Annotated in this window: 13 protein-coding genes; 1 reads left to right on the top strand and 12 read right to left on the bottom strand. The window is 64.3% G+C overall.

The window, feature by feature from the left end; genetic code table 11:
• Nucleotides 1-123: 123 nt before the first annotated feature.
• The 11 genes from miaB to W911_RS07275 form a co-directional block, all read right to left on the bottom strand.
• On the bottom strand, nt 124-1,536 hold the full coding sequence (miaB, locus tag W911_RS07325) for a tRNA (N6-isopentenyl adenosine(37)-C2)-methylthiotransferase MiaB (protein ID WP_023786902.1): 1,413 nt from the start codon (nt 1,534-1,536) through the stop codon (nt 124-126).
• A gap of 218 nt (nt 1,537-1,754) precedes the next feature.
• The gene (olsA, locus tag W911_RS07320; protein WP_041316403.1) at nt 1,755-2,642 is read right to left on the bottom strand and encodes a lyso-ornithine lipid O-acyltransferase; all 888 of its coding nucleotides are present in this window, start codon (nt 2,640-2,642) and stop codon (nt 1,755-1,757) included.
• Nucleotides 2,643-2,749: 107 nt separating this feature from the next.
• Nucleotides 2,750-3,235: a ribosomal protein S18-alanine N-acetyltransferase gene (rimI, locus tag W911_RS07315; protein WP_023786900.1), complete on the bottom strand. Its 486-nt coding sequence runs from the start codon at nt 3,233-3,235 to the stop codon at nt 2,750-2,752.
• Nucleotides 3,232-3,930 carry a tRNA (adenosine(37)-N6)-threonylcarbamoyltransferase complex dimerization subunit type 1 TsaB gene (tsaB, locus tag W911_RS07310; protein ID WP_023786899.1) on the bottom strand — a complete coding sequence of 233 codons (699 nt, stop codon included), beginning with the start codon at nt 3,928-3,930 and terminating at the stop codon, nt 3,232-3,234. The genes rimI and tsaB overlap by 4 nt, the downstream gene beginning before the upstream one ends.
• Nucleotides 3,931-4,083: 153 nt before the next feature.
• Nucleotides 4,084-4,674, bottom strand: coding sequence for a malonic semialdehyde reductase (locus W911_RS07305; RefSeq protein WP_023786898.1), 591 nt, complete (start codon nt 4,672-4,674; stop codon nt 4,084-4,086).
• Nucleotides 4,675-4,786: 112 nt separating this feature from the next.
• The gene (locus tag W911_RS07300; protein ID WP_023786897.1) at nt 4,787-5,341 is read right to left on the bottom strand and encodes a NifU family protein; all 555 of its coding nucleotides are present in this window, start codon (nt 5,339-5,341) and stop codon (nt 4,787-4,789) included.
• Between the two features lie 154 nt (nt 5,342-5,495).
• Nucleotides 5,496-6,008: a universal stress protein gene (locus tag W911_RS07295; protein WP_023786896.1), complete on the bottom strand. Its 513-nt coding sequence runs from the start codon at nt 6,006-6,008 to the stop codon at nt 5,496-5,498.
• Between the two features lie 67 nt (nt 6,009-6,075).
• Nucleotides 6,076-7,134, bottom strand: a complete 1,059-nt coding sequence (trpS, locus tag W911_RS07290) for a tryptophan--tRNA ligase (protein ID WP_023786895.1) — start codon at nt 7,132-7,134, stop codon at nt 6,076-6,078.
• 87 nt (nt 7,135-7,221) lie between these two features.
• Nucleotides 7,222-8,799, bottom strand: coding sequence for a murein biosynthesis integral membrane protein MurJ (gene murJ, locus W911_RS07285; RefSeq protein WP_023786894.1), 1,578 nt, complete (start codon nt 8,797-8,799; stop codon nt 7,222-7,224).
• 82 nt (nt 8,800-8,881) lie between these two features.
• Entirely contained in the window at nt 8,882-10,006 is a 1,125-nt protein-coding gene (locus W911_RS07280) for a nickel/cobalt transporter (RefSeq protein WP_023786893.1), read from the bottom strand.
• The gene (locus W911_RS07275; protein WP_023786892.1) at nt 10,006-10,677 is read right to left on the bottom strand and encodes a DUF1007 family protein; all 672 of its coding nucleotides are present in this window, start codon (nt 10,675-10,677) and stop codon (nt 10,006-10,008) included. The genes W911_RS07280 and W911_RS07275 overlap by 1 nt, the downstream gene beginning before the upstream one ends.
• 255 nt (nt 10,678-10,932) lie before the next feature.
• Here W911_RS07275 and W911_RS07270 point away from each other — a divergent pair, with 255 nt between their 5' ends.
• Nucleotides 10,933-12,063, top strand: a complete 1,131-nt coding sequence (locus tag W911_RS07270) for a zinc ABC transporter substrate-binding protein (protein ID WP_023786891.1) — start codon at nt 10,933-10,935, stop codon at nt 12,061-12,063.
• 112 nt (nt 12,064-12,175) lie between these two features.
• Here W911_RS07270 and W911_RS07265 read toward each other — a convergent pair whose 3' ends face one another.
• A complete protein-coding gene (locus W911_RS07265) occupies nt 12,176-13,063 on the bottom strand; it encodes a L,D-transpeptidase (protein WP_023786890.1) in 888 nt (295 codons plus the stop codon).
• Between the last annotated feature and the right edge of the window lie 216 nt (nt 13,064-13,279).

Here is a 13,279-nt window from a genome sequence, read left to right as displayed (position 1 = left end):
AAGCGTCGCGTCTCCTGAGACTGGAGAGAACCCGAATCGCAGGTCCCCTCGGAATGGACCCTAGAATAAGGCCGCCGGGCGTCGAATCAACGCCAGACGACAACACTCGTGCGCATACCCGGTTCATTCTGACGTACCGATGACACCAGACAGACTGTTCGCACGTGCAGCGCGGATCTCCACATTCACCATCTGCCCGATCAATTCCGGGCCTGCATCGGCATGAACGAGCTGAAGATAAGGCGAGCGCCCAACAAGTTGGCCCTCGCGCCGGCCCGGCTTCTCGAACACCACCGGAAGCGTGCGTCCCACCGATGCGAGGTTGAACGCGGCATGCCCCTGGTCGATCGCGTCCTGAAGCCGTTCGAGCCGCTCGCGCTTGGCCTCTTCCGGAACCTGCCCATCCATCGTGGACGCAGGCGTGCCGGGACGCGGACTGTATTTGAACGAGAACGCATGTGCGAACTTGACGTCCCGCACGACGGCAAGCGTCTCCTCGAACTCCTCGTCCGTCTCGCCGGGAAAGCCCACGATGATGTCGGTCGAGAGCGCGATGTCGGGCCGCGCATCGCGGACGCGCTGAATGAGTTCGAGGTACTCGCGCACCGTGTGTTTGCGGTTCATGGCTGCGAGAATGCGATCCGAACCGGCCTGGAACGGCAGATGCAGATATGGCATCAGCTTGTCCACGTCGCGATGCGCCGCGATGAGATCGTCGCTCATGTCGCGCGGATGGCTCGTCGTGTAGCGAATGCGCCAGAGCCCGTCGATAGCCGCAAGCTCATGGATCAGCCGCGCAAGCGTCGCCGGGCCTCCGTCCGCTCCTTCGCCGTGATAGCCGTTGACGTTCTGTCCGAGCAGCGTGACGTCGCGAACGCCGCGCTCGACAAGGCGTTTCGCCTCGTCCACGAGGCTCGCAACGGGCCGCGAGAACTCCATGCCGCGCGTATAGGGCACGACGCAGAACGTACAGAACTTGTCGCAACCTTCCTGCACCGTGAGGAAAGCCGAAACCGACGCCGCCGGCCGGCGGCTCGGCAGCGCTTTGAACTTATCCTCGTCGGGAAACTCCGTCTCGACGAGCCCGCCTTCGCCACTTCGAACCCGGGTCAGAAGCTCCGGTAGCCGGTGATAGCTCTGCGGCCCGATGACGAGATCGACGGCCGGCTGGCGGGCGACGATTTCCGCACCCTCCGCCTGCGCCACGCATCCCGTGACCGCGATGCGCGTTTCCTTACCCTCGCCGGCCCGCGCGCTCTTGATGTCGCGCAGCCGGCCGAGATCGGAATAGACTTTTTCCGCCGCCTTCTCGCGGATGTGGCACGTATTCAGTATGGCGAGATCGGCGTCCGCCGGATTCTCGGTTGCGACATATCCCTCGGCCGCCAGCGCCTCCCCCATCCGTTCGGAATCGTAGACGTTCATCTGGCAGCCGAATGTCTTGATGAACACGCGCTTCGCAGGCGCGGGCTCACCGTCGGCGGCCCCGGCCTGGGGCGCCGTCTCGGCGTAAGGCGATGAGTCTAGATCTTCCAACGGGTCCCTGCGTCTCGACGCTTTCGAAGCCTGCCTCGCGGTAACACATTTTGGGCGCAACCGCACCCCCGCGTTACTGCATTGCAGCATTGCCATACCGCGTTGTCCAGCAGCCGCAGTATATTGTGCAGGAAGGCTTAGAGCTTGCTTGAGAAAAACATCTGGCGTTTTAGCGTTAACGGCGCCTCGAAATCCCGTGGGCTGGCCCCCGGGCCGACTCAGCGGAATACGGAGCGTCCCCCGGAGGCGGAAGCCGCGGCAAACCCGCCTGCTGGCCGCGTCACCGCGATCTCGGCGTCGCGCGGGTAGCTCCTCAGAATCTGCACCACATTCCGGCGGATCTCGTCCTCGCTGCGCCGCGCCAGATCCTTGCGGTCGGCGAACGCTTCGAGCGGGATGGGCGCACCGATCCGGATCGAGACGTCGAGCGGCCCGGCCTTGAGCAGCGCCCAGGCGTGCGACTGCATCTCCATGTCGCCATACCAGCCGACGAGGGGGCGCGCGGCCCGATTGATCGGCACCCCGTGCAACCGCGTATAGACGAGCGAAAGCGTCTGCACCACGACGTCGGAGCCCGCCTGCGCAGAAGGCCGCTCACCCGCCCTCGCAGGCGGCTTGGCCGCCGCAAAGAGCGAGGTCTTGAACGGCAGCACGCGGTTGCCGTCGCTCGACGTGCCCTCCGCGAACAGCACCACCGCATCGCCCGCCGCAAGCCGCGCCGTCATTTCATTGGTGGTCTCGCCGACCGCGCTCCGCCGCTCGCGATCCACGAATACCGTCCGCTGCAGTTTCGCGAGGGTCGAGACGAACGGCCAGCGCGCCACGTCCTTTTTCGCGACGAACGACAGCGGCGCCACCGCCGACAGCACGGGAATATCGAGCCACGACGTGTGGTTGGCCACCACCAGCACCGGCCTATCTGGCGAGATTTCGCCCTCGATATGGAGCCGCACGCCCAGCAACCGGCACACCTGGCGATGATACCAGTTGGGAAACTGCCGCGCGCCGCGCGGCGAGACGCGCAAGAGCGCCGCCTGTACCGGCATCAGCGGCACAGTCAGCGTAAAAAAACCGCCGAGAATGGCTGCTGCTCTGAGCGTGCCCATTGAAAACCGACCCGAAGTTCTTCGGCCCCGCGCCGAAAAGAGGCGCACGATAGCAAGGAAATCTAACCCTTTCGCGACGGTGTTTTTCTGGCGGCTGGCGGCGCGGCCTAAAGCTTGAGCGCCAGCGTCACGGCATCGACGGGCGCTTGCCCGGTACGCTCATAGTAGCCGCGTCGAAGGCCGGTGCCGAGAAATCCCGCGCGAGTATAAAGCTCGATCGCTGCATCGTTGTCGGCCGCCACTTCGAGAAAGAGCGTCTTAGCTTCCGCCCGCTGCACGGCACGCGCGACACCGTCGATCAGGCGGCGCCCGATCCCCTTGCGTTGCCAGTCGGGAAGCACACCGACCGAAAGGATCTCGGCCTCGTCTGCGGCAAGCTGCGCCATGACGAAACCAACCGTTGTCTTGGGTTGCCCCCCGAGCACGGCGAGAAACGCCGTCGAAGCCGGATGATCCAGCAGGCCGCGCACGCTCTCCTCGCTCCAGGGCGGCGAGAACAACTGCGCATGGATGCCCGCAATCTCCGCGGCTTGCTCCGGCGCAGCCCATAAAAGCGAAACGTACTTGGCATCGAAAGGCGCTGCGTCCGTCATGGCACCCTCGCGAGCGATTTTCCGTCCTGCGGTTTCGCATCGGGCGGCCGGAGATAGAGCGGCTTTGGCGGCATCTTGGACAGCACGATGGCCGCCTCCGGAACAAAACGGATGTCCGGTTCGAGCGCCGCGAGCCGCGCCGCAACGGCAACGCCGGCGTTGCGCCCCGCCTCCGCGAGCAATCCCGCACCCGAGCCGACCGCGAGCACGTCACGGCCTTCGAGCATGCGCACGGCCACATCGGGCGTGAGCAGGGCTGGGGCATCGAGCGCAGTCCATTCCGGCCCCGCAAACGCCTGGACATAGATCTCATCGCGCCGCGCATCGACGGCAGCGGCCAGCGTCTTTCCCGTAGCCTCCGCCCCAAGTTCGTGCGCCGCCGTGTGAGCCATGACCTCAAGGCTCGACAGCGGCGCGACCGGCGCACCTGTAGCAAGCGAAAAGGCACGCGCGGCCGCGATCCCGACACGCTGGCCGGTGAATGTTCCAGGCCCCGTCGTCACCACGATGCGCTCGATTTCGGAAAAGGCGAACGGCGCCTCCGCCATCGCTTCGGCCACCATCGGCAGCAAGCGCTCGGCATGCCCTCGCACCATCCGCTCGAAGCGAAAGGCGCGGCCCACACCCTCAGGCAAGGACCAGGTTGCAGCCACCGAGCAGGCGCCGAAGCAGGTGTCGAAAGCGAGCGTATTCATGGGCGGCCAGCCTACACCTTATGCTCATGCGCGCAACGCAAGGATGATCGGAACAGATCGCAGTCGGAAAAAACAGGGCGCCTACGGAGCCCGTGCACCGCAGCAGAACGCCCTGCCCTCCCCTGGCCTCGGCTGGATCGAACGCGCCGCCGCTCAGATCACCGTCGCGATCTCGTCGAACGAGAAGCGCGGATGGCGCGGCAGAAGCTTAGACGGATCGCCATAGCCAATGTTGCAGAGGAAATTCGCTTCGACCTTGGTGCCGGCAAAGAACTCTTTCGTCACGCCGTCCTTGTCGAAGCCGGACATCGCCCCCGTATCGAGCCCCAGCGCGCGCGCCGCGAGAATGAGATAGGCCCCCTGCAGCGTGCCGTTACGGAACGCGGTCTCGCGAGCATGCTCGGGCTTGCCGGTGAACCAGCTCTTCGCATCCGTATGCGGAAAGAGCTTCGGCAGATGCTCGTAGAATTCGAGATCGTTGCCGATGATCGCCGTCACCGGCGCGGTCATTGTCTTTTCGAGATTTCCGGCCGACAGGAACGGCTTCAGACGCTCTTTCGCCTCGGCGCTTTTCACGAACACGAACCGCGCCGGAGAGCAGTTGGCGCTGGTCGGCCCCATCTTCAGCACATCGACCAGCCGGACGAGCAGACTGTCGGGCACGTCCTTCTGCTGCCAAGCATTGTGCGTGCGGGCTTCGAGAAAGAGCTGCGCGAGAGCGGCATCGTCCAGAGCGTGCGACATGGGAGAGACGTCCTTTAGTTGGCGGGTTTGCTAGCGTAAGTGGGCATACGATACGCAAAAAAGAACCCCGCCGGAAAGGCGGGGTTCTCATGGAGCTCTCCAGCGCGAAGGCTCAGACGGCCTGCACCTCTTCGACCTCGGGGCAGAAGTGCCGAAGCAGGTTCTCGATTCCGTGCCGCAGCGTCGCCGTCGATGAAGGGCAGCCCGCGCACGCGCCGCGCATATGGAGATAGACCGTCCCGTCGCGGAAGCCCGCAAACGTGATGTCGCCGCCGTCCTGCGCCACGGCCGGACGAACGCGAGTTTCCAGCAGTTCCTTGATGGTGGCGACGACGTCCGCATCCTCGGCGTCGTAGGCACCCTCCGCTTCGTCGTTCGCGCCATCGGCGTCCACGACCTCGTCGCCCGACATGTAGTGCTCCATGATCGCGCCGAGGATCATGGGCTTCAGGTGCTGCCACTCGGCCTCGCCCTTCGTCACCGAGATGAAGTCGGAACCGAGGAACACGCCCGCAACGCCGTCGATGTCGAACAGCCGGCTCGCGAGCGGCGACGCCCCGGCGTCGGCTTTGGCGCGGAAATCGGCTGTGCCGTCCGCCAGCACGGGCTTTCCGGGAATGAATTTCAGGGTCTGCGGGTTCGGAGTGGCTTCCGTCTGGATAAACATGATGTCGTCTCCTCGAAGCCGCGGCGTTCGCGGCCATAGATCGAGCTTTTTTAGAATTGTTCCAGTAAATAAGATGCGCTTGGCGAATTGTCTAGCTTGGACGTCGGGCATCTCACAATGATTTATGGTAAGCGCCGTCGCATTCGAAGACGGCTCAGGCCAGCGCTATGATGTCGTCGAAGGCAAGGTTTCCAGGAACCACCGTAATCGGGATCGGAAAAGCACCGGCCCCCGTCCCGGCCGCGAGTGTCGAAACCAGCGGCCCCGGCCCCTTGGGGTCCGTGGAGGCCCCCAGCACCAGGATCGAAACATCCTCGTCCTCGGCGATCGTCTTCATGATCTCCTCGCCTTTGAGCCCCTCGCGGACGAGTTCTTCAACCAGGATATTCTCGAAGCCGACCTGATGAAGCTTGCGCTTGAGCAAACGGAACAGCGCCCGCGCCTTCAGCGTCTCTTCCTCGATCTGCACCTGCTTGACGCCCGCCCAATGCTGGAACTCCTGCGGCTCGATCACGTAGAGCATCGTGATCATTCCCGAAGAGCGCACGACACGCGCCGCCGCATAGTAGAGCGCGCGCTCGACCTCGGGGCTGTCGTCGATGACGAGCAGGAACTTGCGGGCATGCCCCGGCTCGAACGCACGCCGTTTTTTGAATTCGACCGTCATGGAGGCGATGCTGCCACGTGCCGCGCACGTTCACAACGGATGCGTAAGCGCGAAACGCTGGCCACCCTCACGAACGGATGAGCCCGACAATATCTTTGACGTCCGCCAGGATCGGAACCGCGATGGCGCGAGCCCGCGCCGAGCCGTCGGCCAGCACGCGGTCGATCTCCGCCGGATCGTCCATCAGGCGCACGATCTCGGCACGGATGGGCCCGAGCTTCTCGACCGCAACCTCGGTCAGCACGCGCTTGAGCCCCGTAAAGATGCTCGGACCCTCGCTCGCAGTATCCTGCAGCGCCTTCAGGCCCTCTTCTTTCGAGATCCCAGCCAGAGCGGCGTAAATGCCGACGAGATTGTCGATTTCTGGCCGCGCCTTCAGCGCTTCGATATCCGTAGGCGGCGCGGGCTCCATGTCCGTCTTCGCGCGCTTGATCTTGTCGGCGATCTTGTCCGTGTCATCCATCAGGTTGATGCGGCTCATGTCGGACGGCTCCGACTTCGACATCTTCTTCGTGCCGTCGCGCAGGCTCATCACGCGCGTGGCAGGACCCGTGATCACCGGCTCCGGCTGCGGGAAGAACACGCCGTCCTCATGTCCCGCGGCCACGATTTGCTCGCGGAAATCGTTGTTGAACTTCTGCGCGATATCGCGCGCCAGTTCGAGGTGCTGCTTCTGATCCTCGCCGACAGGCACGTGCGTCGCGCGATAGGCGAGAATGTCCGCCGCCATCAGGTTCGGATAGGCATATAGACCGACGGATGCGTTCTCGCGGTCCTTGCCCGCCTTCTCCTTGAACTGCGTCATGCGGTTGAGCCAGCCGAGGCGGGCCACGCAATTGAAGATCCACGCCAGCTCCGCGTGCGCAGACACCTGGCTCTGGTTGAACAGAATGCTCTTCTTGGGATCGAGACCGGACGCGATATAGGCCGCCGTCACCTGACGGATGGCGTGCCGAAGCTCCTTCGGCTCCTGCCACACCGTGATCGCATGAAGATCGACGACGCAGTAGATGCACTCGTGCGTCTCCTGCATCTGGATCCACTGCACCATCGCCCCGAGATAGTTGCCGAGGTGCAGGCTGCCGGTCGGCTGCATGCCGGAGAAAACGCGTTCCTTGATCGTCATAGTTCCTCGTCCCGCACCAATCGGCCGTCTCGGCGCGAGGTTATGGCCCGCGGCACGCCGTCGCGCAAGACGCTTACTGGCCCGCGATCAGCCCCGCCGCAGCGCTTTCCGCAATTGCCCGATCCTGAGCGCGCCAGTTGCCAGAACGGCCAGGGCGTACACGGCAAAACCCGCCGCGATCAGGCTTGCGAGGCCGCCCATGTGCGTCAGGAAGCTCCGATCGCGTCCAAACCAATCGGCAAGAAATTCCGCTGCAACGAAGAGAGCGACCCCCATCGCCGCACTTGCAAACGCGATCTTGGCGATGGAAAGGATCATCGGCCGGTCGAGCATAAAATGCCCCCGCTTGATCAGCGTGACCCAGAGGAGTGCCGCGTTGAGCCATCCGCCAATCGCCGTCGCCACCGCAATGCCGAGATGCGGCAGCCACCCCAGGCTGCGAAACCAGAAGAACAACGCAATCGAGCCCAGCGTATTCGCCGTCAGGCTGATGACGGCATATCGCATCGGCGTTTTCGTATCCTCGCGCGCAAAGTAGGCGGGCGAGAGAACCTTGATCAGCACGAACGCCGGCAGCCCCAGCGCGAACACGGCGAGAACGGCCGACGTGTTCGCCGTATCCGACGCCGTGAACGCCCCGCGCTCGAACAGCACCTGCACGATCTCGCCCGGCACCACGGCAAGCGCTACCGCCGCAGGCACCGTCAGCAGCATCGCGAATTCGAGCGCCCGGTTCTGGCTCTCGACCGCGCCGGTCTCGTTGCCCGCCCGGAGCTGACGCGCCACGTCCGGCAGCAGCACGACGCCGACAGCGATGCCGACGATGGCAAGCGGAAGCTCATACAGCCTGTCCGCGTAGAAAAGCTGCGAGACGGCGCCCGGCTGCATCGAGGCGATGATCGTGCCGATCATGATGTTGAGCTGCGTCACGCCTCCCGCGATCACACCGGGGATACCGAGCGTGACGAGGCGGCGCATTCCGGGCGTCATGCGCGGCCGGCGCAGCTTGAGCGAAAAGTTGTTGCGCCGCAGACCGTCGATCAGCAGCCAGAGCTGCAGCACGCCGGCAACGAACACCGCAATCGCCTGTACGATTCCGCCCTCAGGACTATCCAGATAGCCGAGCCAGTACGATACGAGAATGCCTGCGAGCAGCGTGCCGTTGAGCACGATGGACACCGCCGAGCTTTCGACGAACTTTCCGAACGTGTTGAGCACGCCCGAGAACAGGGCAACCAGCGACATGCAGAGCAGATACGGGAACGTGATCTGCGTCATCAGGACGGCGAGATCGAACTTCTCCGGTGTCGCGCTAAAGCCCGGCGCGAGCAGGTACATCAGCCACGGCATGGCAACGATGGCGACGATCGTGAGCGCCACCAGCACCGCCGCCAATCCTGCAAGTGCTTCTTCCGCAAAACTGCGCGCAGCGTCCCGCCCGTTGCCTTCGAGCTCCTTGGCGAACAATGGAATGAACGCGGAGTTGAACGCGCCCTCGCCGAACAGCCGCCGGAAGAGATTGGGAAACCGGAAGGCGACCGCGAACGCATCCGCCACCATGCCCGCACCGAACCCCCACGCGAAGGCGATGTCGCGCAGAAACCCGAGGACACGCGAGGCGAGGGTCAAGCCGCCGACGGTAGCGAAGGCGCGATAGAGCTTCATGAAACACCCCAAGGCGGGCGGAGACGACGCGCCAACCTTTAAAACGCCCAACCTTTAGAACGCAACGGAACCGTCGAAAAGGCTAAAGCGGCCCACCCGGTCCGAGGGAGCCGACGAAGAAGCTTGCGCCGAGCACGAACACGAGCGCGGCTCCGCCGATACCGATGCCGGACGTCACGAAGCCCGCTAAACGCCCGTCGCCACCGGCCATGCGCTTTGCAAGTTCACGCGAGCCGACGGCCAGCGCCGCCAGAACCGACACCGTGATCGCCGTGCCGAACGCCATCGCAAACGTTGCGAACACGCCCGCGAGCAGCAGTCCCTGGCTCAGCGCAAAAACGAGGATCAGGATGGCGCCCGTGCAAGGCCGGATCCCGACCGAGAATGCAATCGCCAGCGCCTTACTCCAGGACATCGGCCCCCTGAGCTGGGTGGGATCGGGGATATGGGCATGTCCGCAGGTCTCGCACGCCGCGTGAGCGTCCTGGGATTTGTGAGTGTGCTCGTGATCGTGGGCATGGCGATGCCCATGGTCGTGTCTGTGGTCATGCTCGTGATCGTGATCGTGCCCGCAGCACGACGCACCGTGCGTATGCGTATGCGCAGTGCTCGCTACAGCCTGCCGCTCGGAGCGGCGGCGCACGAGGGCCGCGATCTGGCTGTAGAGCAGCCACGCCCCGATCAGCGCGACGAACGCCCAACTGATCGTCTCGATCCAACCCTCCGCCGCGTTGATCTCCACACGCGTGGCGTTGAGCGCGACCGCCAGCAGCCCGACGATGGCTATAGCCGACAGCGCCTGGATGAAGGCCGCCAGGAACGACAGCAGAATTCCGCGCCGCACCGTCTCGTGATTGGCCAGCACATAGGACGAGATCACCGCCTTCCCGTGCCCAGGCCCGGCCGCATGCAGCACACCATAAGAGAACCCGATGAACGCCAGCAGCAGCGTCGCATCGAGCACGCTGCCGGATTTCATCTGGCGCACGGCGGCAGCCATCTCGCGGTTGAGCCGTTGCTGTTGCATGAGCAGCCAAGACCACGCATCGCGCAACACGCTCCGCTCCGCCGTTTGCGGCGACTGGCCCTGCGCCTGTCCCGGCACAGGGATGCCGAACGGCGACGGCCGCGTGTCCGACTGCGCAAGCGCACTCCAGGACACGGCGAGGCAGACGAAAAGCGCCCCGATGAGAGACTGAATTCGCATCATGATTTCTTGCAGCCGAGCGTAACGGTGCGCGCGTAACCGAGCCCCATGCCCTGGTTTGCATCGCCTGCCGAAAGAGCGCCTCCGAACGCATCGTTGAGGGCTTTGAACTCGATCAGTTCGTTTTCCGGCACGCCAATGCTGGCCTCGCATCCTTCGGGCGCGCCCGCACTCAGCTTCACCGGCTCGTTCTCCCTGAAGTCGAAGGCGATGAAGAAGCTTTCGTCGAACACCGAGAAGCTGAACCCTTGGGCGTCCGCCATAACGGGCTGATCGAGTGGAAGCGTAAAGTGCAGCGCAAGCTCGTCGTCCTTGTGCTCAAGGTAGTAATCGACCGGATCTTTGTGCGCGAGCCGCGTCTCGCCCAGCTTCGAATAGGTGAAGTATTGAAATTCCTTGAGGCCGTCGATGTTGACCTGCGCAAGCTCGGCAAGCTCTTCCCGCGAGTAAACGCCGTCGCCGTCGGCATCGAGCCCTTGGATCGCCATGGCGGCGTAAAGCTCGTCGAACACCCAACGGTGCCGGAGGCCAGAGATACGCCCGTCCTCGTAGACGACGGTCGTCTCGACCGTAACCCACACGTGAGGATGCGCCGCCGAGGGAGAAGCTCCGAGCAGAAACGCCAGCCCGAGCGCCAGCGCGCCAGCCGCCGCTGACCAGAATGAATGCACCTCAAGCCTCCTCGTGCGGTCAGAAAAACACCGGCATCGAATACCGACACTATGTTTAGCACATCTCCCCGCGCTTCAAGACGCGGGCACCCGCCTTACCGCGCAATACCGGCGATGAACGTCAAACCCAGCTAGGTGCCGGCCCGGGAGACGAGCCCTAGAATGGAGCAGAAGCAAGGCGGCCTTGCCTCTGTTGCGCCGAAATGGATGTTATAGTATCCGTTCCGATCTTAAGCCGTAAGGGAGCAGCCGTCCGTGATCGTCACCCCGCCAAACTCCGAAACGAGGCTCGCTCGTGCATCCCGCACGGCAACGGCCCTCGCCCTGCTCGTCGGCACGCTCCTGAGCGGAACCGCCGCCATCGCCGATGAGCTGAAAGTGACCGCGACCATCAAACCGATCCACGCGCTTGTCGCGCAGGTCATGGAAGGCGTCGGCGCGCCAAGCCTCCTCGTCCGGGGTGCGGCCTCGCCCCACACCTACGCGCTGAAACCATCCGACGCGCGCGCGCTGCACCAGGCCGACGTCTTTTTCCGCGTGTCCGAAACCGTCGAACCCTTCACGAGCAAGATTGTCGAAGCGCTCCCAGAAAGCGTGCGCGTCGTCACGCTGGCCGACTCGCCCGGCATCGAACTCCTCCCCATCCGCCGCGGGGAAACCTTCGAGGCGCACGATCACGACCACAGCCACGGGGCCGATCACAAACATGATCATCACGATCATGGAAAGAAGAAGCACGGCGGTCATGACCATAAGCACGGTCACGGGCACAAGCACGATCATGACCACGACCATAAGGCCGCCGACCACGCTCATCACGATCATGACCATGATCACGCCGAGCCGCACGCCCACGCGGCGCACGAAATCGACGGCCACGTCTGGCTCGACCCGCAAAACGCCCGCAAGATGCTGACCGAAATCGCGCGCGCACTCTCGGAGGCCGCACCCGATCATGCCGATACGTTTCGCGCCAATGCCAACCGCGCCGCCGCCGCTTTGGATACGCTCGAAGCCGAGATCGCACGCGATTTGGCGCCCGTAAAAGGCAAGCCCTACGTTGTCTTCCACGACGCCTATCAATATTTCGAGCGCCGGTTCGACCTTGCGCCGGTGGGCTCGATCACACTGAGCCCCGAGGTTCGCCCGTCCGCAAAGCGCCTGACCGAGATTCGCCAGCGGCTCGGAGCGCTGGAAGCGAGTTGCGTGTTCGCGGAACCGCAGTTCCAGCCGCGTCTCGTGGAGGCGGTCATCGAAGGGACGACCGCCCGCGCGGGCACCCTGGACCCGGAAGGCGCCCTGCTGGAACCCGGCCCGGCCGCCTACGAAACGCTCCTTCGCAATCTCACGTCCGGCCTCAAGGCCTGCCTCGCCCCGCAGAGCTGACACCAGCGCGCGCTCCGCGCGGATCGCGAGCGGCAAGACAATCTCCAAAAGAAAACGGGCGGCCACGCACTTCGCGGCCGCCCGTTTCGATTTCAAAGCTGAAGTGTGCGCCTTAGCGGACCGGCTCAAGTTCCGATGTCTCGACCGTCTGCGACGCGCGCGAGATCGCCCCGCCGCCGACGTTCCGGTTGTAGCGCGTGACCATGCCCTCTTCCGGACGAACCGGGTTCGCCTCATCCTCGGGAACGATGAAGAAGCCAGCCTTGCGCGGGCCCGGGCGGTCGCGGCTCGGGGCTTCAGACGTCCTCCGGGCCGGACGGGCCGCCGGACGCTGGTAGGCGCGACCGCGCGGACGAGCCCGCGTCTCGTTCGGCGCAGCAGCCGTCTGAACGCCGTCGGTCTTGAAGCGCTCCCAGGTCACCGTCACGGTCGTGCCGGTCGGCACGCGCGGATAAAGGTCCAGCACGTCCTCATTGAACATGCGGATGCAGCCTTTCGAAACCGCCTGACCGATCGTCCACGGCGCGTCGGTACCGTGAATGCGATAGAGGCTCGAACCGAGATAGAGCGCGCGCACGCCGAGCGGGTTCATCGGATGCCCGCCGGGCACCCAGCTCGGCAACCGGGGGTTTTCCTTGAGCATCGTGGGGGTCGGACGCCAATCGGGGTTCTCGCGCTTCGACGAAACCGTCGTGCGGCCTTCCCAGCGGCTCTGCTCGCGAGGGATCGCAATCGGATAGCTCAGCGCCGTGCCCGGCTTGGTGATCAGATAAAGGCGGCGATCGCCGAAGCTGACGATGATCTGCCCGGCCTTGTATTCGGGATTGAACGTGACCGTCTGCCGGCCGCCGCCAAATTCCGGCTCCCCGCCCCAGAGCAGATCCGCAAGCCCGCCGTTGCCGCCGGCCTGCGCGTGGGCCACGCCAGGAGATCCCGCCAGGGCGGCCACTGCGACCACCGCTGCAACGAACCCGCCGACTTTCGCCATCGACAACACCATGTACTCCAACTCCCGCTGAATAAGCCGCGTTACGCCAGGCCGGTTCCCTCTCCGGGCCATCGCAGCATGTTGGGCCAGATTTGATAACAGGACGTATAGCTGAGCCGAAAAAACCGCGGCAGAGCAGGGCAGTCACACCGGCCGTCTTATTCTCGACGCCAGCCCACTTGTTTGACGACCGATGCAGCCGTGCAACGCTTGCTGATTTGCTAAGCA

This window comes from Hyphomicrobium nitrativorans NL23 (assembly GCF_000503895.1).
In the GTDB taxonomy this organism is placed as follows: domain Bacteria; phylum Pseudomonadota; class Alphaproteobacteria; order Rhizobiales; family Hyphomicrobiaceae; genus Hyphomicrobium_C; species Hyphomicrobium_C nitrativorans.
Note: the sequence above shows the minus strand (reverse complement) of the source record. Positions and strands in the feature narration are given on the sequence as shown.

Coding starts and splice junctions, on each gene's coding strand:
- olsA (WP_041316403.1), bottom strand. CDS start 2,642: ATGGGCACGCTCAGAGCAGCAGCCATTCTCGGCGGTTTTTTTACGCTG.
- rimI (WP_023786900.1), bottom strand. CDS start 3,235: ATGACGGACGCAGCGCCTTTCGATGCCAAGTACGTTTCGCTTTTATGG.
- tsaB (WP_023786899.1), bottom strand. CDS start 3,930: ATGAATACGCTCGCTTTCGACACCTGCTTCGGCGCCTGCTCGGTGGCT.
- W911_RS07305 (WP_023786898.1), bottom strand. CDS start 4,674: ATGTCGCACGCTCTGGACGATGCCGCTCTCGCGCAGCTCTTTCTCGAA.
- W911_RS07300 (WP_023786897.1), bottom strand. CDS start 5,341: ATGTTTATCCAGACGGAAGCCACTCCGAACCCGCAGACCCTGAAATTC.
- W911_RS07295 (WP_023786896.1), bottom strand. CDS start 6,008: ATGACGGTCGAATTCAAAAAACGGCGTGCGTTCGAGCCGGGGCATGCC.
- trpS (WP_023786895.1), bottom strand. CDS start 7,134: ATGACGATCAAGGAACGCGTTTTCTCCGGCATGCAGCCGACCGGCAGC.
- murJ (WP_023786894.1), bottom strand. CDS start 8,799: ATGAAGCTCTATCGCGCCTTCGCTACCGTCGGCGGCTTGACCCTCGCC.
- W911_RS07280 (WP_023786893.1), bottom strand. CDS start 10,006: ATGCGAATTCAGTCTCTCATCGGGGCGCTTTTCGTCTGCCTCGCCGTG.
- W911_RS07265 (WP_023786890.1), bottom strand. CDS start 13,063: ATGGTGTTGTCGATGGCGAAAGTCGGCGGGTTCGTTGCAGCGGTGGTC.